We start from the raw sequence: 22880 nt of genomic DNA on the forward strand, positions 1-22880 counted from the left end.
GAATCAAATTTGGCTGGGCTTCCCGACTGGCCGAACTAATCGGCCTGCTGCTTAGTGAAGTCCAGCATGTAGCTAGCCGCTTCGGCCAGCGTTTGAAAACCATGTTGTTTTCGAACTTGCTCTAATTTTGCTTGCGCTTGGGGACTTAATTTAGAAACATCAATTGTTTTTTTATCCATATAGATTGAACCTTCTTTATGACTGACTCATTGGGGCGCGGGCGCTTCTTATTGATGGGCGTCCTGCTTCGCTTGTTCCACCAATAAACTATCGACGATGTCTTGCAGACTCGTTTTGGCTAACCGGGCCTCGGCCGCGGTTTGGGCGTCTTGATAGTACTGGCTCAGGACGGATTGAATGTTTCCGCCCACGATGCACTGGGGATTCGTTTTCGGATCGACTGCAAAGAGTGGCTTATCGCCTTCAACGGCGTAAAAAACGTTGAGCAGTGAAATTTGGTCCAGTGGTTTAGCAAGCTGGGGCTGGGCGGTCCCGGGAATGGTCGTAATCAGTTGGGCGCGTCGAAGCTGGCTCATTATTCGGCGAACAACGACCGGGCTCGTTTCGATACTGGCCGCAATGGCATCACTAGTTAATTTTGTATCGGCATAAATTTTTAAGTAAGCGAGCAAGTGAATCGCGTCGCTAAACCGAGTTGAAACACGCATTTCAACACCTCCTGTAACTATTATGATTACTGTGATTATAGTTTAATCCAGGCATAAAAGCAATTTTTAGCTTATATAAAAATCAAACATGTAACTTTTATTATGGTAGTTGTTTTAAATGACTAAATCAGTTATGATGATGACTGCTTAAATTGAGTAGTTACTGTAAAAAAGGAGTCCGAGATGAGCGAACTAGAAACCATTCAGGCGTCCTACGCCCAGGCCCTGGGTCGAGATGGCCGGATTACGAAAACCCAGCGCCAGATACTAGCTACGGCGTTAAAGCTATTTGCTGAAAAGGGGTACGAAGAAGTTAGTACGCGCGAAATTGCTGATTGTGCGGGCGTTGCGGAGGGAACCCTCTTTCATAATTTTGTTAATAAAAACGGAATTTTGGAAGCAATTATGCAGCCCATCGTGCAACGAATTTTACCGGCCACGTTAACGGCCCTCGACCAAGCGGTACTTAATAAAACGACCAATACGTTGGAAGCGTTCATCGTGACACTTTGTCGCGACCGGGTCCAGTTTGTGGATCGTAACCGGGCGTCGCTAGCGGTGATTTTATCCCAATTTTTTAATAATCAGAAAGACCGGCAAGCCGTTTTGGACATGGCTACGCCGGACGTCTTAGCTCAAGCTGGTCAAGCGATGGACCGATTGAAGGTGGCGGGGGAACTCGTCGATTGGCCGAACCGCATCATTCTACAACTCGTTTTTTCAACCCTCGGGGGTTACTTGGTCGAACGAATCATGGTGCCAACCGCCGCTGAGATTGAACAAGAACGGGCCGTTCAATATCTCAGTGATTTCTTAGTTAACGGATTGAGCCCGCGGAGAATGCCCTTACATGCTGATAAAAACTAACGTGACAGCACTTTAGGGCTGCCAAATAAATATTTAATAATAGTTGACTATCCTTTTCATGGTGATATACTACGAGTTGGAATTGAAGTGAACGCTCAATTTAGTAGCGTTGATTGTTGAGGATCACAGTAGTCCACAACCTGAATTCTAAACCAATAGAAGAGAGGGTTTCAAAAATGAAACTAGCAAAAACGAAGGACCAGAAGAAGACTGCCACAGAAAAGGCGGTTCACTCAACTGGAGCCGATAGTAAGAGCTTGGACGAAGTGAATGGAAGCGTCCGGGTACCCAAGAACGCGAGCTTTTGGCGAACGTTGGTTGCCTATACCGGACCGGGCGCGTTAGTCGCAGTTGGCTATATGGATCCAGGGAACTGGATTACGTCAATTGCCGGCGGTTCACAATACAAATACGCACTGCTCTCGGTAATCCTATTGTCGAGTTTGATCGCGATGTTGTTACAAGCGATGGCGGCCCGGCTGGGGATTGTCACTGGGAAGGATTTGGCCCAGTTAACCCGGGAACGAACTTCCAAGGGAATGGGAATCTTCCTGTGGATCGTTACGGAACTGGCCATTATGGCGACCGACGTGGCGGAAATTATTGGTTCCGGGATCGCATTGAAGTTATTATTTGGTTTCCCATTAATTGTCGGGATTTTAATTACCACCGCCGACGTTTTAATTTTATTGCTACTAATGAAATTAGGCTTCCGTAAAATTGAAGCCATCGTGGCGACCTTAGTTGCCGTGATTCTATTTGTTTTCTTATACGAAGTGATCATTTCACAACCAAACGTTCCAGAAATGTTGAAGGGGTACGTCCCAACGACTCAGGTTGTGACGAATCAATCGATGCTGTACTTAGCCCTCGGGATCGTTGGGGCGACGGTTATGCCGCATAATTTGTACTTAGGTTCGTCAATTTCACAAACGCGTAAGGTTGACCGTAGCGACGAAAAAGAAGTTGCGCGGGCCGTGAAGTTTACGACCATCGATTCTAATATTCAATTGTCCGTTGCGTTCGTCGTTAACAGTTTGCTCTTAATTTTAGGGGCGGCGCTGTTCTTCGGTACGAGCGGTGACCTAGGGCGGTTCGTTGACTTGTACAACGCCTTAGGTGACAGTAGCATCGTTGGGGCCATTGCTAGTCCGGTCCTCAGTATGCTGTTTGCGATTGCGTTGTTATCTTCCGGTCAAAGTTCAACGATTACCGGGACGCTATCTGGTCAAATTATCATGGAAGGGTTCATCCGGCTGAAGATGCCATTGTGGGCCCAACGGTTATTAACCCGGTTAATTTCGGTAACACCGGTGCTTGCGTTTGCGATTTATTACCACGGCAACGAAGCTAAAATCGAAAACTTACTGACGTTCTCACAAGTGTTCCTGAGTGTCGCGTTACCATTTGCGATGATTCCGCTCGTTAAATTTACGAGTAACGCGGAATTGATGGGGAACTTTAAGAACCGGAAGTGGGTTGAATGGGTCGCCTGGGTAATTACCGCGATTTTAATCGTCCTCAACGTTTGGTTAATTTTACAAACGTTAGGCTTAGCTTAATTAAAAAATAGTCATTATTGAAACGTGCGCCCAAGGTCAGCTGACTTTGGACGCACGTTTTTGGCGTTAACGGGCCAAAACGCTCCCGACCTTAATGGTCACGGGCTGGGCGGCTAAGAGGCTACCAAGGCAGGGGAGTAAGCCGTGCTGGTAGTCATAGACGTTGATAACGCAGGTGGCAGTTGGAGCGGTTGCGCGGGCTTGCTGATAGAGTTCCGCCTGCGTTAATTGCCGTTGGTCGGCGGGTAAAATCAGGTCGGGCCGGCTATGCCGCGTGAGGGTTTCCGCGTTGTCGTGAACGAAGTACGTAAAATGCGGGGCCGTATTGAGGATGAGGGTGAGGGCACTGATTTGCTGCGGATCGAGTTGGTGCGCTAGTCGCGTGGTCTGGCTGGGAGAAAAGACCATGGCGGCGTATGCTTGGGGACTGAAATCCGGCTGGTGTGAGCTTGGCGGTGTCAGGGTGACCGTCAGACCCAGTTGCCAGCTGGCGATTAGCAGTCCCGGAATAACGGCTGGCTGGGTCGGGCTCAGTAGAATGGTTTGACCAGCTTGAAGTTGTTGCTGGCCGAGGCTAGTTCGGCACAGTTGAATATCTTCTAAAAGGTCGGCCCCAGTAAACCAATTGCCAGTTGCTAGTCGCAAAACGGGTTGGTGGTAGTTGGTTTGGAGTTGGTTCAAAATTGCGGCTGTGAGTTGGCTCATTGGGGCACTTCCTTTCAGGCTATTGGGCGGTTGGGATGTACTTTAATTTCGTTAGATTCTGACTGCTAGCATCAATTGTATCCAAGACGTGGCTTTGTGCGGACTTGGTAACGATGCGACTGGCCTTCGGGGTCAATTGGGCGGTTTGCGGTTGGTGCTTTTTGTTCAATGCGAGTTTGGTTGGGCGAGCGACCTGTTTACTAAGTGCGGTGGTGGTTGGCTGACTTGGCGCTGCCTGGGTGTTAGCGGAAGCCGTTGCGGTCGTGGCGTACAGCGTACCCGCCGCCATTAAAGTAATCGTTAATTTAGTCATGATTTGTTTTAGCATGGTTGAAAACTCCTTTAAGTTGAATTAGACGTTCGGGACGAGCCAGTCGTTGGAGAGTAACTGGTGAAAATGTTTGCCGAGTGGAACCCAGAGTTGGGATTTGCGGATGTTTTTTAACGTATCCCAGAAAAGCGGGTCTTGTAATTGTTCCGGGCTGAGTTTGACTTTCACAAAGTCGCCGTTTTCGGTTCGCGCAATTACGAGTGGGTAGGTGACCTTGACGATTTGAGCCGCGTTCACATTTTTAATTTTAGGATCTGTATCTAATAACATCGTGTATCGCTCCTTGCCTTAAATGGCGTTGTGGTTAACTTGAATGACTCTAGTCTACCGGGAAAGGCTTGCGTAAACTATCGAGTTTCCATAAGCTTTATCTAAGAAATTCTTAGAATTGCGTTTAGAAATGAAGGCTGACCGGTGGAATCGTTGGCAAAATGGCATTCAAAAACGCGACCCCGTACTGCTGGTCGCGTAAAAAATGAACCTATTTAGTGGCTGGTCGCTGCCAAGTTACCGTAAAGCGACTACCTTGCGGCTGGTTAGCGCTGACCATAATTTTTGCCTGATTCAGGTGAACGAGTTGCTGAACAATTGCCAGCCCTAAGCCGCTCCCTTCGACGGCTTGTGACCGCGATTGGTCAACGCGATAAAAGCGTTGGAAAATGGCTTGCCGTTGATCAGCCGGAATCCCTTCACCACAATCCGCAACCGCGAGCGTCACCTGAGTCGCCGTCTGGTGCACGCTCAGGGTGATGGGTTGATCGGCGGGTGAATACTTGTGGGCGTTATCCAGTAACGCGACGATGATTTGCTGAATCATTTCGCCGTTGCCGGCAACGTGAACGTTCGGTTCAACGTCGAGGTTGAGGGGTTGCGTCAATGACGGCTGGTAGTGTTCACCAAGTTGCAGTGCAATGAAAGAGAGGTCCTGGTCCGTCAATTGGAGTTGGGCCCGGTCGGCGCGCGACAAGTGGAGCAGATTTTCAATTAAGTGTTGCATCCGTAGCGACTCTTCGTCGATAAATCCGAGTGATTCGGGAATAACTTCCGGGTGGGCAGTACCGCGCCGCCGAATTAAACTCAAGTTACCGCGAATTGCCGCGATGGGGGTTCGTAACTCGTGGGAGGCGTCCGAAATGAACTGCCGTTCGCGTTGGAGTCGCTGATTTTGCGTGACGAGTAAGTCGTTAAAGGCCTGTCCAAGGTCGTGAATTTCGCGCGGACTGGCCGGTACTTGTAGTGTGGGCTGGTCGCGGTCAGGATTGTTGGAGCGGTACTTGGTTTCGTGCACCAGGGCAATTGTGGGCGCGCTAAGCCGCATAGCCAGCCGGTGGGCCCACCACGCCCCAATCGTCATAGCACACGACGCGACTAAGATCAGCAGCACGATTAAAACAATCAGACTATTAATTAGGCGGCGCAAGCTTACCCACAGTTGGTAGGTGTTTTGACCGTCTTTTTGCTGATAAGTTAAAAAGAACCCGAAACCGCGAACGTAAGTAAACGGACCGATGAGTTTTTGCCGGTGGCGAGCAAAAAACGTTTTCGAGGACGGTGACGTTAAAATGACTTGTTTGGTTTTAGTGGCACTGGTAACGGTCGTCTTGGGCGTGGTGACCCGAATAAACGCGGGCTGTTTGGTGTTACGCGTCGTCGTATTGTTCCACTGAATGAAACTCGGCACGTCGCGAATGTTGGCCTGATGCAAACTCGTTAGTAGGTTTTGCGCTTCACGGGTGGTATTGAGGGTTTGCTGGGTACCCACAATGCAGAGCGTGATCAGGCTGACCATTAATGTAATGGTTAAAATGAGGCGACGCATAGCCTGGGTGATGACCTGTTCATAGGTCGGGACGGGATGTTTCTTTTTCATGGTTGCGCCTCCCGTAATTTATACCCGACCCCACGAACTGTTTGAATGATGGGGGCCTTATCCGGCATGGTCAACTTATTCCGCAAGTAACCAACGTACACGTCGACAACGTTTGGTTGGCCCAGAAAATCGGCGCCCCAAACCTGGTCGAGGAGGTCGTCACGGGTAAAAACTTCGGCGGGGTGGGCCAAAAAGAACGCCAGTAAGTCGTATTCACGGTGGGTCAATTGAACTTCGGTACCCGCATTGGTGACCCGGTGGGCCTTAGTATCGAGTTGAACGGTCGCTAGTTGGTAAATCTGATTGGGGTCGACTTGATTTTGCGCCCGCCGCTGAACGACCCGAATGCGCGCGAGCAGTTCTTCAATTTCAAAGGGCTTCGTAATGTAATCATCGGCCCCGTTATCTAATCCGGCGACCTTATCACCCACGTAATCGCGGGCCGTCATAATAATGACGGGAACTTGGTCGTGTTTACGGATGCGGCGCAGGACCTCCATACCGTCGAGTTTGGGTAACATCCAGTCTAATAAAATTAATAATAATTCGGATTGGTGAGCTTGGTACGTTTCCATAGCGGCCAGTCCGTCGTTCGCAACGATCACGTTAAAATCTTCAAATTGTAATTCCTTCGTTAAGTATCCTGATAAACTCAGTTCATCTTCAACGATTAAAATGGTCTTTTTCATAACTAGCGCCTCCAACTTAGCGTATTCTTCGTTATTATAACGAAAAAATGTGATGGATGAGTGATGATGGCCATTATTTTCAGTCTGGTCTGTTACGTTAGGGCCGGATGGTCAAGGTCACCAATGATTAATTGGACCGCTGAATTTTTAACGGAAATATGTTTATGATTATGAACATAACGGGCTTTTCTAGCGTTCACAATTGTCATCGCTAATTTGAATTAACAAAAAAACAACCAACGGATTCCGGTGGTTGTTAGCTATTGTTAATCAATAATGCGTGCACTAGCGCGTGTGGAATTGCGGGTGCAACATTCGCGGATGACCATGGTCGTTCCCCTGGTACTGAATTAACCAGTAGTCATTTTGTGGTAATGCGTTGCGAGCGATGATGTGCCGAACAGTGTAACGAATGGTGTCCGCGTTTTCGTTAGTCCATAAACGCCAAGTTGGTAATTTAGCGGAGTGAACGCGTTCCCACTCGCCAAGGGCACGTTCAACGGGTGTTAAGACGGCAAGCAAATCCCCCTGCTCGTCGCCGGTTAATTCGATGAGGTAACAATATTGTTGTTTATGAACTGGATCAGAATTGATCATCGCGGGTAAGCTCCTTTATCTTGGATTAACGACTCCGCAAGTGAAACCGTTTAAGTATGTTTTCCTATAGATATAGTACAACCGTTTGACTAATTTGACTAGTTTTTTATGATGCTGTTACTTAAATGTAATAAACGTGATTGCAATTAAAGTGTAAACAATTTAATTGATGAACGCAACTAAATGTAAGCGGCTTCATGGACCGGGCTGGAAAGCGTGGGCCCGGGGCTTACCGAATAAAATTAAAAAAAGTCCGAGGGTTGGCTTGACCTGAAACGCGTTTCATCAGTTATATTAGAGCTAGTTAAAAACGGTGAAAGGGGCGAATCAAATGGAAACTGGTATTTTAAAGCAAGTTGACTTGCTAACGGCGGTGGAACGGTACTTTTTTGTTGAAGCACAACGAACCGCAGATCAAATTAAGATTCGCTCGGTACAGGCGTTTAAGCCGCTCGAACTCACATTTCGGGTTAGCGACTTACGGGTTAGTCATAACCAAGCAAGTACCGCGCGGGGTGGTAAAAAATATGAGTTTAAAGATGATACAGGTGGTTTGTTAACTCAACTTAAAATCTGGGTTAACTAGCGTTATCTGATTGGAAACGACTGAATGGTTCCGGGAAAATGCAATTAAAAATAGACTGGCCCGCGGGCCAGTCTATTTTTAGACAGAAGTTTAAAGTTAATTCGTATTATCCGTGTAGGTGATCGTATCCAGGTTATCGGTATCATAAATTAGGTTCGTCTGACCATCGTAGTTTGCGTTATGCGCGTTCAACCTGGTTTCGAGGTTCGCCAATTTCGCGGGTTTTAAGCCTAACTGTTGACGTAATTGGTTGGACGATTGTTGTAACGTTTTGGTGGGTAAAATTTGGTAGGAGCTATTATTGATCCATGCCGGTAGTCCCACAATTTGGGTGGAACTAATATGCTTAGTGTTCTCGTGGTCGTGGGTCGCAATGGCGACCAGGTCGTTAAAACTCAAGTCCGTTTTGAGGTTGCCCTTTAGGGAGGTTAACAGGCTACTGTACTGGTTAAGCGACTTGGAGGCGAGCACTTTGTCGAGTACCGCCCGCATGACTTGTTGTTGCCGTAGTTGCCGCCCGTAATCGCCCCGAGGATCTTGGTAACGCATCCGGGAATAACTAAGCGCCTGCTTACCGTTTAAGTGGTGGGTCCCCTTACTGATGGTGACGCCATCGAATTTAACTTTGAGGGGGCTCTTAATCGTGACGCCCCCCACGGCGTTGACGATTTGCTTGAGGCCGCCCATGTTGATGGTAGCGTAATAATCGATTGGCACGTTTAGTAATTTGCTGACACTTGCCTTGGCCATCTTGGAGCTACCAATGTTATAGGCGGCGTTTAATTTTTGGACGTTGCGGTTAGGCGTTCCAACCATTTCAGCAAGGGTGTCGCGCGGAACACTGGTAATAATCGTCTTCTTCGTTTTAGGATTGATTGTCACGATCATAATCGTATCCGAATTACCGCGGTCGATTCGGCCGTCGGCGCCGGTATCCACGCCGAGCAGTAGGACGCTAAACGGTTTACTGGTATCGACCTTGCTTTGCCCGTTACCGGTGTAGACGGTTGATTGAAAGCGGGAACGTGCCCACCAGGCGTAACCGCCAACTGCTAATAACCCAATTAATAGGAAGCAACCGACAATTAATAAAATTGAGCGGTGTTTTGTATTTGCCATGTGTCGCATCGTTTTTACCTCTTTCTAGCGCGCGCGCAATCAAGAATTAGCTCGATTTTACGGACTTTTGGGGTGAGATACCATCAAAGTAACTTTGATTGGAAAGTATGCGAATAAGGCGCTGAACAGCTAACCCGCTTTTTTGAATTAATTAGCTTATAATAATCATGAATATGATTAACAATGAAGCGAGGTCTTGGAAATGACAACTTTTCGAGCGTTTGATGATCAGGAAGTAATTGAATTTTTGCGAAAGCAAGTGCCAGATGGAACCGTTCGTACGGATGAAGCAACGCTAAAACGCTATTCCTTTAGTGCGAATTTGACTGATGATGACAGCGGCTTGGCGTTAGCCTACGTCGCGGCCGAATCAACGCGCGATATCCAAGGCACGCTGAAAGCGGCCCGCAAGTTTCACCTGCCAGTAATTCCCCAAGCGCAAACCACGAGTACGGTGATTGGCTCGGACGGAATCGCTGGCGGGATTTTATTATCGACCGCCAAGATGAACCGAATTATCGAAATTAGTAAGGAAGATTCGCTGGCAGTGGTACAACCCGGCGTGGTGAATGGTGACTTGGATCAAGCGGCCCGCAAGCAGGGCATGTTCTATGCACCAGATCCGGGTTCGCGGCCGATGTCTGGTATCGGCGGGAACGTCGCGACTAACGCTGGTGGAATGAGTACTGTCAAGTATGGCGCCACTAAGGATAACGTGTTAGGGGTGAAGGTCGTTTTAGCCGATGGCCGGGAAGTTCAATTTGGCGGTCGGACCCTCAAGCAAGCGTTTGGGTATGATTTAACCCAACTCATGGTGGGCTCGGAAGGAACCTTAGGAATTATTACCGAGGTCATCGTCAAACTGCTACCGATCCCATTGGGAACGCCGGTGATGGGGGTGGCCTTCTTTGAAAACATGACGGCGTTAGCAAAGGCCGTGACGGCCATTCGGATTTCGGGGGTGGCTCCAACGATGCTCGAAGCCCTTGATGGTAAGACGGTGGCGGCCTTAGACCGTTACGAAGGGACCCATTACGCTCAGGCGAGTGCGGCCATGCTGATTTTTAAACTGGATAACGGTGGCGAAACTAGCATGCGGGTCGTTCAGAAAATCTTAGACGAACAACGTGCTAGCAACGTGACGGTCACCACCGAACCCAAGCGTCAGGCCGAACTAGAACAACTCCGACGCGACATGTTACCAGCCGTTTTTGCGGGTCAAAACCATATTATGGAAGACATGGCGGTGCCGTTATCTCAGCTTGCGCCATTGATGGACTACATTCAGGACCTATCAGATCGGTTGGACGTCCAGATTTATACAGCCGGGCACGCTGGCGATGGTAACGTCCACCCAACGATTGTGTGGCCTAAAGCTGAAACGACCGTTCCCGAAAAGGTGATTGTGGCCTTACAAGCGATGTTTAAGCAAACGTTGAAAATGGGTGGAACGATTACTGGCGAACACGCCGTTGGGATGCTTAAAAATCAGTGGAACAACGCCGAGTTAGGCGAAGCGGTCGATCAACTACAACATCAAATTAAGGCCGTGTTTGATCCACTTAACCTGCTTAATCCGAAGCGAAAGATTAATTAACGACTAAATTTAGGCTCAGAATTAGTCATTTGGTTGCGGAACCGGCCGATTATGCTTATCATGATAGTATTGTAATTCATCAATCCATGGGGGCGATCAAATGGCGTTAAAGAGTTCGAAAATTCGTTTAGAGTTTGATGCGGAAGTGCTCCGTAATGAAATTTTTGACGTACACGATTTCGCTAGCTTCCAACGTTTTTGGCAACGCTTTGAACATTTCTTGACGGATCGAATGGTAGTCGGGCACCTAAACGTGCTGGAAGGCCACGGCTTGATTCCAAGTGAGTTTAAGGATGCCAACGGCCGGCTAGCTTACCGTGCCGGTGATGCGGATTATCAAATTGATTACGATCAGATCGTTCGCGAGTGGATTGTGACAATTCAATAGGCAGAAGAGTAGTTTTAGAGTCTAATTGGGGCGAAATGAAGTGAGTGAAGCAGTGAATCCGAAGAACATTGCGGATGATGACCAGCTATTACCCGGACCACCCGAGTTATTACAAGCCGTGGACCAGTTGAAGGCCTACTCGCTACGATACGAAGTGGCCATGAAGCTCGTTCTCGATAAGTTGGATTATATCAGTCGCGAATACGAATTAAGGTACGGGTACGCGTTGATTGATAGTAAACAATCGCGGATTAAATCGCCTGAAAGTATCGTCGGTAAGTTGAAGCGTAAGCACCTACCGCTGACTTTTAATGCCGTCTTTGACAAGTTGCACGACATTGCGGGGGTGCGGTTGATCGTCCGTTTTCTCAGTGACGTTAAAACGGTTGAAGACCTACTAGCCACGCAAGCCGATATTCAAGTGCTCCGCGTTAAGGACTACATTCACCATCCCAAGCCGAACGGCTATCAGAGCTTACATTTAATTTTGGGCGTGCCGGTGTACACCGTTGACGGTCCCAGCATCGTGGAAGTCGAATTGCAAATTCGAACGATTGCGATGAACTTCTGGGCGTCGTTAGAGCACGAACTTAACTATAAGAAAAACGTGCCACACCAAGAAGCGCTGCGCGAATCGCTAACGAAGAAGGCCCAGTTAATTACTCAACTGGACCGCGAAATGGACGATATCAAGCGACGGATGTACCAGCCGGAACCAAAACAATTATAACGACTAAGTCGGAGCTAGGTAGCTTACCTAGTTCCGACTTTTTTGATAATAATTGATTGAAATCAAGTTTTAACCGCACCCATTCCCGGATAATGATGTCGATGGGAACTGAGTGCGGCGATTTGTTAATTGTAAAATATGAACGTCCATTCGGGAGTGAGAATACTTTCTTAAACTGCGGTAGCATGATATTTTTATTTCGAAGGATAAATTATTAACGTGCTTGAAAATAACTAATTTAATCCGGGGACTAAGCGCCCCCACGTTGACCACGGAGGTGATCAGCAAATTATTGTCGGCGCGGTAAGTTATTAACGGGTTTACCGCGGTACCACCAGTCGTTGATAAAACTAGCCAGTTGTTCGGGGGATTCATGGAGCCCGGTCTTTAGCCAGTAACGGACAGTTCCAACGATACCGTTGATGTAGTACTCAAACATGTACTCCTTTTCGCGGTCGTTAATACCGATAATTTGGGCCTTATCGTTCGCCCAGATTTCGCGTTTAGTTGTTGCGATAAAGCTCATCAGAAAGTCTTGGTCGGTCGTTAAAATAAACGACGTAATGGCGTGCCGTTTTTTAACAATTTCAAAAATACCGGTCAGCATCGCTTGGAGCGAATCTGGATCGGTATGCTGATTGATGACGTTCAGCAATTCTTTGGTCGCGCCTTGTTCCATTTTTTCCATGCAGTCCTTGACGTCGGTATAGTGGGCGTAAAACGTGCCCCGGTTAATGTCAGCGGCCTTGCAAACGGCGGTGACGGTAATTTCGTCGAGCGCCTGAGTTTGAAGGAGCTGAATGAGACTGTCTTGAATCAATCGCCGGGTCATCTGCGAACGTCGATTGTTTTTGGTACCTACCACGGGGAATCACCTCATTGTTTAAACATTTGATGGAGAATGTGTCGATTTAATGACGATTTGGTGAAAATTGATGGTTGAATTTTCAGTCATTTTCAACTAACATGTTGTTATTATTTAAACACATTGTTGGTTAAATGTCACGATGTCATTTTTTAGAATTCTTATATTAGGGAAGGGATATAGAGTGAAAGGGAGCCGTAGACGCTTTACAATCCAAGCGATTGTCTGGCTGGTAGTAATGGTAGCGGCCATTATCTTCCTGCCAAATATTAGTAGTCTGGTCCGTGAAAAGGGTCAGACCCAGCTGCCAAGCAGCGCTAAAAGTCAAGTTGCACAAGTCATTCAAGATCACTGGGGACGCAATCAAGATAATACGCGTCAGGTGGTCGTCGTCTTTAATAACGGCGATTCACCACTAACGAGTGATCAAAAGCAGGCCATCGATGGGACGATTGACCGCTTTAAAACCGATAAGGCGAAGTACCACGTGAAATCAATGACGGCGGCTAGCGATAACGCGGCGGCTAAAAAGCAGTTGATTTCCAAGGATAAGTCGACGGAGTTACTCCAACTGATGGTTGGTAAAAATCAGACCGTCGCGAATATGACTAAGAACATTACCGCGGGTGCGAAAACGAGCGGGGTTAAAACCTACGTGACGGGGAGTGACATCTTAAACGATGACTTTACCCAGGTCACCGAAGCGGGAATTAAGAAGACCGAAATTATTACGGTTATTTTTATCTTTATCGTTTTAACCTTGGTCTTCAAGTCACCAATTACCCCGTTGATTTCGCTATTGTCCGTCGGGGTCTCGTTCATCATTTCATTGAGTATTGTGATGAACCTGGTAAATAAATTTAATTTTCCACTGTCCAACTTCACGCAGGTCTTTATGGTCGTCGTGCTGTTTGGGATTGGGACCGACTACAACATTTTACTGTTTGATCAATTCAAAGAAGAACTCAGTCACGGCGATAGTCCGGTAGCCGCGACTGGGCGTGCGTTAAAAATAGCCGGCAAAACGATTCTATATAGTGGGTCGTCCGTCTTAATCGGGTTTACCGCCCTGGGATTAGCGAACTTCTCCATCTACCGTTCGGCGGTCGGTGTGGCGATTGCGGTTGCCATTCTGTTACTCGTCTTGCTCACGTTAAACCCGTTCTTCATGGCACTATTGGGGGCGCGGTTATTCTGGCCAACTAAGAAGTTTGCCGGCGGGAGTACCAGTCGGATGTGGCACGGTATTGCCCTCGGCTCTGTCCGGTACCCACTAATTGCACTGGTTGTGGTTCTGGGCGTTTCATTACCATTTGTCCTAACTTATAACAATCAGTTGAATTATGATACGTTAGCTGAATTAAACGATACGATTCCAGCTAAGCAAGGGTTTAAAGTCGTTCAAAAGCACTTCTCAAAGGGGACGGCCGAACCATCGACGCTTTACATTAAGACGGATCACGCGTTAAACAACGAGAAGGATTTAAAGGTCATTGACCGTTTAACCAAGCAGTTGCAAGACGTTAAGGGCGTTAAGACCGTGGCTTCGGTCACGCAGCCCGGTGGTTCCGAATTAGAACAACTTTACATTAATAGTCAATTAAAGACCGTTACTGGCGGAATGAAGACTGCCGGTAAGGGCTTAACGAAAATTAGTAGTGGCCTAGACGATGCCAACGGTAAGCTGAAAAAAGCGAACATCGGCGACAGCGTCAAGGACGTTAAGAAGTTAGCGGACGGTTCAAACACCTTACGAACCGGTCTAGCTACTTATACGAACGGCGTTTACACCGTTGATAACGGCCTCGGTCAGTTAAATAGTAAAACGGGGACCCTAGCGAGTGGGGTTAACCAACTGGCGGATGGCTCTAACCAAGTTACGAGCGGCCTCAACACCTTAAACGGCAAGACCGGTCAACTGAATAGCGGTGCTAACCAGCTGGCCAGCGGCTTAGGTACTTTAAACAGTAAGACGGGGACGCTTGCTAACGGAGCTAGCCAATTAGCCAGTGGTGCTGGTCAATTGCAACAAGGAGTTGTGAGCTACACGAACGGCGTTTACACCGTTAACGACAACTTGAATAAGTTGAATTCGCAGACGGGGACGCTTGCTAGTGGCGTAAACCAATTGGTTACTGGGACCGGGAGCTTGTTTACTGGTTCTAGTGAATTAAGCTCTGGCTTAAATAAATTAAATGGTTACCAAAATGATGTTAACGGTGGGACGAATCAATTAACGGCTGGATTACAAAAAATGCAGTCGGAAGTTAATGATTCGGTTAGTGCGGGAACTAGCGCAGAAAATACGGCTAAACTGGAAAAACTACAGTCAGGGCTTAAAGAATTAAATACAGCCATGGCTGAGTTAGAACAAAAGTATGGCAGCAATACTAAGTTGCCCGATATTAGTTCGATTCAAACCACGGCAAAGACGCTTTCTGAAAATAGTGACACAGTAGCCTCCGACGCTGCTAACCTAAAGAAAACATTAACGGATTTGGAAACACAATTAGGCTCGGGTAGCTCAGTTAGCCTTAGTGAATCTGATATTAACACCATCGTTGCAGCGGTTAACAAAAATGGTGGTCAGGAATTAACTGATGGCCAAACGCAAGCCCTAACCGCCGCGTTGAAGGCGTTAGAAAGTCAGCTGAACGACAAGGTAACGCAAGCGACGAGTTCTGCTAAGACTAGTGCGGAATCAGCTAAAAACAGTGCGTCGCAATTGGAGACGGACTTAAGTAAGCTAAGTCAAACTGGTAATAGCTTATCCAGTGAGTTACAAGAATTAACGGCGCTTAGCTCGCAACTTAGTGATTTATCACAATTACAGACGTTAGCGAAGAAGTCGATTGAGGCCAATAATGGTTCGCTAGAAGTGATTGATCAATTGCAAAATGCCATTTCTGGGATGCAGGCGTTACAAACGGGCTTAAACGGTACTGCTAGTCAGGCCGGTTTAGTCCCAGGTGCTCAACAAGTTCAACAAGGGTTAGCAAATCTACAAAGTGGGACGACTGCTTTGAAGAGCAAGTTGACAGATTATACGGGTGGCGTTGCTAATGCTGCTAATGGTGCTAACCAGTTAACTGCTGGTGCGTCCCAAGTTTCAAGTGGGATGACTTCATTACAATCAAAGGTACCAACTCTAACCAGTGCCATCGGGGCCCTCAGCGCCGGCACCAACCAGTTAGTTGCCAATAATGCGCAACTGAACAGTGGTGCGAGCCAGTTAGCAAGTGGTACGAGTCAGTTAAACGGCCAAGTTCCAACGCTTGTCAGTGGTGTGAACCAGTTGAGTAGTGGTGCCACGACCTTAGCTAACGGAACTGGTCAGTTAGCTAGTGGGGTGACCCAATTAGCTAACGGTTCTGGCCAAGTTTCAAGTGGTTTGGGGACCTTACAAGGGCAAATTCCAACCTTGACGACGGCCATTGGTAAGTTGGCTAACGGGACGAGTCAGTTGAACGCAAACTCCGCCACCTTGAACAGTGGTGCGAGCCAGATTGCGGCTGGGAACCAGACGATGTACACCACGATGCAAAGTCTCGTTGGGCAGATGCAAACCTTACAAAACGGCTTGAAGTCCGCTAGTGATGGGACCAAGCAAGTTAACAAGGGCGTTGGCTCTGCTAATAGTTACCTGACGGGCTTACAAGATTCTGACGCCGCTAAGACGTATTACGTTCCAAAGAGCGTCTTGAAGGGTAAGACCTACGCTTCCGCGTTGAAGGCGTACATGTCAGAAAATAACCATGCAACGAAGATGACAATCGTCTTGAACGAAAATCCAAGTTCGAAGGCCGCCATGAAGAAGGTTTCCGCTATTCAAACGCAGGCTGAAAACAGCTTGAAGGGGACTTCCTTAGACGGTGCTACGATTGCCATCGGCGGTCAGACTTCTGAGACCAACGATACACAGGCGATTGCGTCTAGCGACTTTATCCGCACGGCGGCAATTATGTTGATTGGGATTTTGATTGCCTTGATGGTCATCACCCGGTCCGTCTTACAGCCGTTCTACATCTTAGGGACGTTGTTATTGGCTTACATCATGTCCTTGAGTATTACCCGGATGCTAAGTAGCTGGTTCATGGGTCAAGATATGTTGACTTGGAACACACCGTTCTTTGGCTTCATTATGTTGATCGCCCTCGGGGTGGACTACAGTATCTTCCTGATGATGAAGTACCGCGAATTTGATAATTCCGCGGCAACGCCAAGCACGCGAATTACGCGGGCTGCCGCCGTAATTGGGGCCGTGGTGCTATCCGCCGCCTTGATCTTGAGCGGGACCTTTGCCGCCTTGATGCCATCCGGCGTCTTGACGCTGATTCAAGTGGCGATGGTCGTCATTATTGGTTTGATCATCTTGGTCTTCTTCATTCCGGCCGTTATTCCAAGTTTGATTCGCTTAACGTACCCGTTAACGGATCGGATGGAAGATGAAACCACCGCTGAAGAACCCACGAAACGGTCACGAAAGTAATTAGATAAAAGAACGCATTAACCGCAACCAAGCGGTGTTGAGTAGACGATTGAGTTTGCTCGGCACCGCTTTTTTGCTAGAAGGAGGAGGAACACGATGCAACGCTGTCCATGGGCGAATACGTCGCCCGCAATGCAAGCGTACCACGATCATGAATGGGGTCAGCCCGTTCATGGGCAACAAAAACTATTTGAATTATTGAGCTTGGAAACTTATCAGGCCGGGCTCAGTTGGCAAACCGTCCTGAATAAACGGGGCGCGTTTAACGCGGTTTTCTACCATTATAATGTGCAACGGGTGGCCCAAATGACGGCCGCCGACGTGGACCGGTTACTGCAAGACGAGCGGATCATTCGTCACCGGCAAAAACTGGCGGCCACCATTAACAATGCGCGGGTCCTAGCGAACTGGTCCGAACCGGTGAGTTTTTCAACGTGGTTGTGGGCGTTCGTTGATGACCAACCAATTCGTCACCCGTGGCAAACGGCGGCGGACGTCCCCGCCAGTACCCCGTTGGCCCAAACGCTTGCCCGCGAGCTGAAGTGCCACGGCTTTAAGTTCGTCGGCCCGACCACGGTTTATTCGTTTTTACAGGCAGCCGGACTCGTTAACGACCACTTAGCAAGTTGTGATTGGGCACCGGAAAACCGGGGGCGGGCCTAATATTAAAATCGTTATTACAAGTTATTTATAAATAAATTCTTATGAAACTAATAATCTAAAATTGACAGTTAAGCATGGATTTGCTATGCTACCCCCTAGATAAAATAAACTAAATTAAGGGAGTTGCAGATGCAAATTAAAATCAGTCAGTTCATTCGGCACTTCGTCGTCGGGCTTGTCGTTGTTGGTGGTTTGAGTAGTATGGGCCAGCGGGGCGCGGCTGATGATTTGATTGAGCACGCGCCCCAAGGATTAGCGATCGACACGGTTTTACAGCCGGCGACGTTTCCGAATAACGATACGGTAGTGACGACTAAGGCGGGTACCGAAGCGAGTCCGCAACAAGTGGTGACGCTGGTGAACGGGGCTAACAAAGTGGGAGCGTTATGGTCGACCCCCGGCAATGGACTGGACCTGACCCGGGATCAACACCTGCGTTTTAAGGTCTACCTGGGTGCGAGTGAAAATTGGCGGACGGAAGGCGTCGCGTTCGTCTTGCACGGCGACCCCCGGGGTCAAGCCGCGATAACGACGGGGGCGCCTGGCGACCTTTGGGGTGAAACCCTGGGGGTTTATGGGACCGACCGTAAAAAGGCTAATGCCCAACAAATTGCGCAACGGGCGATTCAGCACAGCTGGGCGCTGGAGCTAGATACCAATCATAATGAGAGCGGAGTCGGCAGCGGCTTTGACCGTAATGACAACGTTGACGGCCAACACGTCGCGGTCAGTTATCCGGGGCTTGCTGAGACTTACCACGAAGCGTACGAAGGATTTTGGCCCCTACGAAGCTACTTTTATAAGATGAATCACCAGCAAGCACGTGAAAACCTCCACCTCACTAATAAACAGTGGCACCCGGTTGACTTGCAGTGGCAGGCGACGACTCAAACGATGACCTATACCATTGACGGCCACGTGCAGCGGACGACCATTGATTTAAATAAGCTGGGGGGCGACCGGACCAACGTTACCTGGGGGTTAACAAGTACAACCAGTAATCAGGAGCACGTGACGAACCGTTCGTTAGTTGTTTTTGACCGGTTGCCCGGAACGATTACTGGTCAGGTGGCCGTAGACGTCCACAACGTAACGCAAGACGTACCGGTAACCGCGGGCGCCCAGGTGCGCCACGGCGACGAACTGGCCTATCGCTACCGAATTAGCCACGTTGGCGGCGCCAAGTTATGGCAACACGTGCTGGCCCAATTAAACTGGGCGCGGCAGTTGAACGTCAAGTCGATAATTGTCCAGTACGCGGATGGTCACACGGAACCACTCAAATTGCCAGCCGCGGGTGTTAACCAGTTGGCTTACCAGCTAACGCGGGCACTGTCGGCTGATAATCCCAGCGCGACCATCATTATTCAGGGAACGGTAGCCGCTGAAGATGACGTGACTAGTCAGCATGCCGAAGTGGCGGTGACTAGTAGTAGTGGTCAGGCGACGAGTACCATTCCTGACTTTACAATGATTGCGGAACGGCGGTTAGCACTGACGGTGCCGGAAGCAGAATTGACGGCGGACAAGGGGCAGATCGTTACCGTTGCCGGGCAACTCACGGTGAACGATAAAACCACTTTTGATCCACGGACGATGACCAGCTTAGCGAAAGTGAACGGGCAAACGATTCGCCAACCGCTAACCACGACCGACCCGGTTGGCACGGTCCGCTTACGGGTTACACCCCAACACTTGCACGTTGGTGAGAACCAACTGGAACTGTGGGTCCGCGACGCGGCTGGCAACGAGTCACCACGGGTAACGGTGAAAATAACCGTTCGCGGTGGCGAATTGAAAATTAAGCACCACGATGCAACTAAGGGGTTTGAGCCGCTAAAGCTAACGGGGAGCACGCAACTTAGCCGGCCCCGGGATGGCTGGCAACTCGTGGTTAGCGATGAGCGTGGCCGCGGTCGGCAGTGGCAACTTAGTGTGAGTGCGACGCCGTTTCAGGACGCGCAGGGCCGGCTACTAGCTGGTGAGCTGGTGTATCAGAATGGTCAGCAGCAGGTTCCGGTTAACCACGTGCCGGTAGCGGTGGCGCAACGAACGAGTACTAGCGACGATGACGTGCACAATGCTTTGGGCGGCTGGTCAAGCGACCAGGGCCTCTTCATTAAAACGCGTCCAGACGCAATCAGTGGGGATTACGTAGCCACCTTAACGTGGCGGCTGACGGATGCGCCCCAGTAGAAATTACTAAGCGGAGACTGTGACGATGAAGTCACGGTCTCTTTTTTTGATGCTATGATGGGTGGTCGTAATTTGCTCAAAAGATTAAAAAAATCATAATGACTACTAACAGCAGTGGTTGAGGTTGGGACTAATTTAGTCAGTGTTCCAGCCAACCGGTGGCACCCGCTGCTGGCGGCAAGCTGATTCGCCTTTTACCTTTAAATCAATCAAAATCCGCCCACGCTTCGGCGTAACCTTCGAACTGGAGGATTAGACTTATCTAATTATAAATATTCAGTAGGACGCCGCAGATTGACCCCAATATATTCATAAAAACGTCCCATCTACCGTGTAAATTGACAGTGTTCAAGCAATTTATTCTGATTGAAGGAGGGTTAAGCGTGAATTTTTTTAAACGAGCATGGCTTAATCTAACGGCAAAGTGGGGGCGCTCAGTGCTATTAGTACTGGTGACGTCCGCGATTATGTTATTTGTGTTGGCGGGGTTACTGATTCGTAATGCCGCTAATACGGCTACCAGTAACGCCAAAAAAAGCGTTGGGGCAACGATTACGTTGTCGGCCAACCGGGAGGCGGCGTTTAAGAAGATGCGGCAACAAACGACTTCGTCTTCTAATAAACAGCAGCGGCCTAAATTGACAACGACCCCGGTCAAGTTAAGTGATGCTAAGCAAATTGCCAAGTTAAAAAACGTGGCGAGCTATAACGCTAGCGTTTCGACTTCGGCGAACGCCAAAAGCTTTGATGCCATTTCCACGAGCAGTAGCGGTGGAATGGGTGGTCAAACCATGGGCGGTATGAGTAGTAACGGTGATATCTTGATTTCTGGGGTCACCGCAACGAGTGCGGTTACGAGTTTTTCCAACAACTCGAGTAAGATTACGAAGGGCCGCGGCATTACCGCTAGTGACGCTGGGACCAACAACGTCGTCATCGAAAGTGAGCTGGCTAAGCAGGACAAGCTCAGCGTGGGTGACACGATTAAGTTGAAGGGAACGACGGGTAAGAAGACGACTTATACCATGAAGATCGTGGGGATTTATAAAGCGGCTTCGAGCGCTAGCACTGAGCAGGGTCCGGGCGCAACGGATCCCGCGAACAGCGTTTATACGTCGTACACCTTTGCGAATACCGTTAAAGGTTCGAAGTATAAGAATACCGCGGATTCCGTCACCTTTACGTTGTCGAATCCGGCTAAAGCTAGCAGCGTGACCGCGGCCGGCAAGCGCCTAATCAGTACCAGTAAGTATTCGTTAAGCAGTGATGATAGTAGTTACCAAACGGTGAAGGCGTCGATGAATAACGTCAAGTCGTTTGCGGACAAGATTGTTTGGTTAGTCGCGATTGCGGGGACGATTATTTTAGCCCTGATCATCATCCTGATGGTTCGCGAACGTCGTTACGAAATTGGCGTGCTCCTGTCACTTGGCGAGGCGCGCTGGAAGATCGTCGCTCAGTTCTTTGCGGAAATGGTGATGGTACTGGTCGTTTCACTAGTGCTAGCTGGTTTTGGTGGCAAGTTTGTGGGTAACAAGCTGGGTCAACAACTCATTAGTCAGCAAACGACCACGACGGCTACGACGACTATCGGCAGTACGAACCAACAACCTGGTGGTGGAAATGGCCAAGCGCCAAGCGGCAATCCGGGTGGTAGTGGCCAACCAAGTGGAAACCAAACGGGTGGCAGTGCGCGTCACGGGCATCAAATGACTAAAGGCGCAACCGCTGACCAGTCGCAACTCAACATTGACGTCACGTTATTAGACTTAGTAGAACTTGGCGGCTTTGGCCTAGCCATTATGTTCCTGTCGATTATGATTGCGTCTGGTGGTATTTTACGGCTTCAGCCGAAAAAAGTTTTAATCGATTGATTCGAGGAGGGATTGGATGCTAAAAGTAACGGACTTAGGTTACTGGTACGATCGCCAAGCAAACAGCTTATTTGAGCACGTTAATTTAAACTTTGAATCCGGGACGTCCTACGCGATTGTTGGTCAAAGTGGTTCCGGAAAAACAACTTTTCTTTCATTATTAGCGGGGTTGGATAAACCACGAGCCGGTAAAATTGAGATTAACGGTGAACCAATCAATGAATTGGGGCTGACGACGTACCGCCGCTCGCAGGTTGCGATTGTGTTTCAGTCGTATAACTTGCTGACCTACATGTCACCGCTAAACAATTTAATGACGGCGATGGCAATTACGAACGCCAAGCACCGGGGAGATCGCGACTACGCGCGGTCCGTCTTACGGAAGTTGGGTTTGAGCGACCAGCAAATGACGAAGAACGTTCAACGCCTATCCGGTGGGCAGCAGCAACGGGTGGCGATTGCCCGGACAATGGTCTGTGACGCGCCGCTGGTCGTGGCGGATGAGCCAACCGGTAACTTAGATGAAACTAACACGAAGGACGTGATTGCCCAGTTTCAGAAAATTGCGCATGAACAACATAAGTGTGTGATCATCGTGACCCACGAACCAGACGTTGCCGCCGCGTGCGACCACGCCTACCGCTTAGCAGAACATCAATTTAAGAAAGAAGCCTAGTTAAGTTTGAAGGGAGTGCGCCAAAAGTCGGCTGACTTTTGACACACGTTTCGGCTATTAATATGAGGTAATCAAAAGAGGTGGTGACTAATGTCATCATCTTTTTTGGCGCCGTAATTGAAGCGGTTGCACGTTAGTGACCACTTATTTTAGGTGCTAATTTTGACATAACGGGGGCGGTTTCGCGAAATTTTTTAAAAATTCCTTGATGAATTTTAGGCTGAAATCAATTTTGGCATTTGCCGGGGTTCAACTAAATTAGCAAGAAAATAAACATTTTAGTGCTAACTGTTTATCATCTAACCGAAAATACCCAGTCTTTTCTGTAAACCGGTGTGAATATTACAATTCATTACAAAATCGGCCGTTTATTACAATTGCCCCCGCAAATCGTAATCTTCTGATTAT

General features: G+C 48.6%; 21 protein-coding genes. 11 read left to right on the plus strand and 10 right to left on the minus strand.

The annotated features are described in order from the left end of the window. Positions 1 to 35 precede the first annotated feature (35 nt). Positions 36 to 179, minus strand: a complete 144-nt coding sequence (locus tag FFM79_RS12640) for a hypothetical protein (RefSeq protein ID WP_170177420.1) — start codon at positions 177 to 179, stop codon at positions 36 to 38. Between the two features lie 48 nt (positions 180 to 227). Next, a complete protein-coding gene (locus tag FFM79_RS07940; RefSeq protein WP_137642941.1) occupies positions 228 to 668 on the minus strand; it encodes an Rrf2 family transcriptional regulator in 441 nt (146 codons plus the stop codon). A 183-nt stretch (positions 669 to 851) separates the two neighbouring features. On the opposite strand from FFM79_RS07940, the gene FFM79_RS07945 reads away from it, so the two are divergent. Continuing rightward, entirely contained in the window at positions 852 to 1535 is a 684-nt protein-coding gene (locus FFM79_RS07945) for a TetR/AcrR family transcriptional regulator (protein ID WP_137642942.1), read from the plus strand. A gap of 176 nt (positions 1536 to 1711) precedes the next feature. Then, the gene (locus tag FFM79_RS07950) at positions 1712 to 3097 is read left to right on the plus strand and encodes an Nramp family divalent metal transporter (protein WP_137642943.1); all 1386 of its coding nucleotides are present in this window, start codon (positions 1712 to 1714) and stop codon (positions 3095 to 3097) included. 66 nt (positions 3098 to 3163) lie between these two features. Here FFM79_RS07950 and FFM79_RS07955 read toward each other — a convergent pair whose 3' ends face one another. From FFM79_RS07955 to FFM79_RS07980, 6 genes are all read right to left on the minus strand, one after another. After that, positions 3164 to 3802 (minus strand): hypothetical protein, encoded by a 639-nt coding sequence (locus FFM79_RS07955; protein ID WP_137642944.1) that lies wholly within the window; start codon positions 3800 to 3802, stop codon positions 3164 to 3166. Between the two features lie 19 nt (positions 3803 to 3821). Then, positions 3822 to 4130, minus strand: coding sequence for a hypothetical protein (locus FFM79_RS07960; RefSeq protein WP_225424404.1), 309 nt, complete (start codon positions 4128 to 4130; stop codon positions 3822 to 3824). A 24-nt stretch (positions 4131 to 4154) separates the two neighbouring features. Next, positions 4155 to 4403, minus strand: coding sequence for a hypothetical protein (locus FFM79_RS07965; RefSeq protein WP_137642945.1), 249 nt, complete (start codon positions 4401 to 4403; stop codon positions 4155 to 4157). A gap of 211 nt (positions 4404 to 4614) precedes the next feature. Then, positions 4615 to 6003 carry a sensor histidine kinase gene (locus tag FFM79_RS07970; protein ID WP_137642946.1) on the minus strand — a complete coding sequence of 463 codons (1389 nt, stop codon included), beginning with the start codon at positions 6001 to 6003 and terminating at the stop codon, positions 4615 to 4617. After that, positions 6000 to 6692 (minus strand): response regulator transcription factor, encoded by a 693-nt coding sequence (locus tag FFM79_RS07975; protein WP_137642947.1) that lies wholly within the window; start codon positions 6690 to 6692, stop codon positions 6000 to 6002. The genes FFM79_RS07970 and FFM79_RS07975 overlap by 4 nt, the downstream gene beginning before the upstream one ends. A gap of 285 nt (positions 6693 to 6977) precedes the next feature. Then, the gene (locus tag FFM79_RS07980) at positions 6978 to 7289 is read right to left on the minus strand and encodes a hypothetical protein (RefSeq protein WP_137642948.1); all 312 of its coding nucleotides are present in this window, start codon (positions 7287 to 7289) and stop codon (positions 6978 to 6980) included. Between the two features lie 331 nt (positions 7290 to 7620). Here FFM79_RS07980 and FFM79_RS07985 point away from each other — a divergent pair, with 331 nt between their 5' ends. Next, complete coding sequence (locus FFM79_RS07985; RefSeq protein WP_137642949.1) at positions 7621 to 7875, plus strand: hypothetical protein; 255 nt, start codon at positions 7621 to 7623, stop codon at positions 7873 to 7875. A 96-nt stretch (positions 7876 to 7971) separates the two neighbouring features. On the opposite strand, the gene FFM79_RS07990 is transcribed toward FFM79_RS07985, so the two are convergent. Further along, positions 7972 to 9003, minus strand: coding sequence for an LCP family protein (locus FFM79_RS07990; RefSeq protein ID WP_137642950.1), 1032 nt, complete (start codon positions 9001 to 9003; stop codon positions 7972 to 7974). 193 nt (positions 9004 to 9196) lie between these two features. Between FFM79_RS07990 and FFM79_RS07995 the strand changes: the two genes are divergently transcribed. From FFM79_RS07995 to FFM79_RS08005, 3 genes are all read left to right on the plus strand, one after another. Continuing rightward, positions 9197 to 10591 (plus strand): FAD-binding oxidoreductase, encoded by a 1395-nt coding sequence (locus FFM79_RS07995; protein WP_137642951.1) that lies wholly within the window; start codon positions 9197 to 9199, stop codon positions 10589 to 10591. Positions 10592 to 10691: 100 nt separating this feature from the next. After that, positions 10692 to 10979 (plus strand): hypothetical protein, encoded by a 288-nt coding sequence (locus tag FFM79_RS08000; RefSeq protein WP_137642952.1) that lies wholly within the window; start codon positions 10692 to 10694, stop codon positions 10977 to 10979. Positions 10980 to 11019: 40 nt separating this feature from the next. Next, positions 11020 to 11709, plus strand: a complete 690-nt coding sequence (locus FFM79_RS08005) for a GTP pyrophosphokinase (RefSeq protein WP_225424406.1) — start codon at positions 11020 to 11022, stop codon at positions 11707 to 11709. Between the two features lie 289 nt (positions 11710 to 11998). Here FFM79_RS08005 and FFM79_RS08010 read toward each other — a convergent pair whose 3' ends face one another. Continuing rightward, entirely contained in the window at positions 11999 to 12574 is a 576-nt protein-coding gene (locus tag FFM79_RS08010) for a TetR/AcrR family transcriptional regulator (RefSeq protein ID WP_137642953.1), read from the minus strand. A gap of 184 nt (positions 12575 to 12758) precedes the next feature. On the opposite strand from FFM79_RS08010, the gene FFM79_RS08015 reads away from it, so the two are divergent. From FFM79_RS08015 to FFM79_RS08035, 5 genes are all read left to right on the plus strand, one after another. Continuing rightward, entirely contained in the window at positions 12759 to 17063 is a 4305-nt protein-coding gene (locus FFM79_RS08015) for an MMPL family transporter (RefSeq protein ID WP_137642954.1), read from the plus strand. Between the two features lie 96 nt (positions 17064 to 17159). Then, positions 17160 to 17726: a DNA-3-methyladenine glycosylase I gene (locus tag FFM79_RS08020; RefSeq protein WP_137642955.1), complete on the plus strand. Its 567-nt coding sequence runs from the start codon at positions 17160 to 17162 to the stop codon at positions 17724 to 17726. A 129-nt stretch (positions 17727 to 17855) separates the two neighbouring features. Continuing rightward, complete coding sequence (locus tag FFM79_RS08025; protein ID WP_137642956.1) at positions 17856 to 19922, plus strand: lectin-like domain-containing protein; 2067 nt, start codon at positions 17856 to 17858, stop codon at positions 19920 to 19922. A 383-nt stretch (positions 19923 to 20305) separates the two neighbouring features. After that, complete coding sequence (locus FFM79_RS08030) at positions 20306 to 21796, plus strand: ABC transporter permease (protein ID WP_137642957.1); 1491 nt, start codon at positions 20306 to 20308, stop codon at positions 21794 to 21796. Positions 21797 to 21812: 16 nt separating this feature from the next. Continuing rightward, positions 21813 to 22472 (plus strand): ABC transporter ATP-binding protein, encoded by a 660-nt coding sequence (locus FFM79_RS08035; RefSeq protein ID WP_137642958.1) that lies wholly within the window; start codon positions 21813 to 21815, stop codon positions 22470 to 22472. Positions 22473 to 22880: the final 408 nt, after the last annotated feature.

The sequence above is a fragment of the Lactiplantibacillus modestisalitolerans genome (genome assembly GCF_005405425.1).
Classification (GTDB): Bacteria; Bacillota; Bacilli; order Lactobacillales; family Lactobacillaceae; genus Lactiplantibacillus; species Lactiplantibacillus modestisalitolerans.

Bases quoted from the DNA above. Each gene is read 5' to 3' on its own strand.
- FFM79_RS12640 (WP_170177420.1), bottom strand. From the start codon at position 179: ATGGATAAAAAAACAATTGATGTTTCTAAATTAAGTCCCCAAGCGCAA.
- FFM79_RS07940 (WP_137642941.1), bottom strand. From the start codon at position 668: ATGCGTGTTTCAACTCGGTTTAGCGACGCGATTCACTTGCTCGCTTAC.
- FFM79_RS07945 (WP_137642942.1), top strand. From the start codon at position 852: ATGAGCGAACTAGAAACCATTCAGGCGTCCTACGCCCAGGCCCTGGGT.
- FFM79_RS07950 (WP_137642943.1), top strand. From the start codon at position 1,712: ATGAAACTAGCAAAAACGAAGGACCAGAAGAAGACTGCCACAGAAAAG.
- FFM79_RS07955 (WP_137642944.1), bottom strand. From the start codon at position 3,802: ATGAGCCAACTCACAGCCGCAATTTTGAACCAACTCCAAACCAACTAC.
- FFM79_RS07960 (WP_225424404.1), bottom strand. From the start codon at position 4,130: ATGCTAAAACAAATCATGACTAAATTAACGATTACTTTAATGGCGGCG.
- FFM79_RS07965 (WP_137642945.1), bottom strand. From the start codon at position 4,403: ATGTTATTAGATACAGATCCTAAAATTAAAAATGTGAACGCGGCTCAA.
- FFM79_RS07970 (WP_137642946.1), bottom strand. From the start codon at position 6,003: ATGAAAAAGAAACATCCCGTCCCGACCTATGAACAGGTCATCACCCAG.
- FFM79_RS07975 (WP_137642947.1), bottom strand. From the start codon at position 6,692: ATGAAAAAGACCATTTTAATCGTTGAAGATGAACTGAGTTTATCAGGA.
- FFM79_RS07980 (WP_137642948.1), bottom strand. From the start codon at position 7,289: ATGATCAATTCTGATCCAGTTCATAAACAACAATATTGTTACCTCATC.
- FFM79_RS07985 (WP_137642949.1), top strand. From the start codon at position 7,621: ATGGAAACTGGTATTTTAAAGCAAGTTGACTTGCTAACGGCGGTGGAA.
- FFM79_RS07990 (WP_137642950.1), bottom strand. From the start codon at position 9,003: ATGCGACACATGGCAAATACAAAACACCGCTCAATTTTATTAATTGTC.
- FFM79_RS07995 (WP_137642951.1), top strand. From the start codon at position 9,197: ATGACAACTTTTCGAGCGTTTGATGATCAGGAAGTAATTGAATTTTTG.
- FFM79_RS08000 (WP_137642952.1), top strand. From the start codon at position 10,692: ATGGCGTTAAAGAGTTCGAAAATTCGTTTAGAGTTTGATGCGGAAGTG.
- FFM79_RS08020 (WP_137642955.1), top strand. From the start codon at position 17,160: ATGCAACGCTGTCCATGGGCGAATACGTCGCCCGCAATGCAAGCGTAC.
- FFM79_RS08025 (WP_137642956.1), top strand. From the start codon at position 17,856: ATGCAAATTAAAATCAGTCAGTTCATTCGGCACTTCGTCGTCGGGCTT.
- FFM79_RS08035 (WP_137642958.1), top strand. From the start codon at position 21,813: ATGCTAAAAGTAACGGACTTAGGTTACTGGTACGATCGCCAAGCAAAC.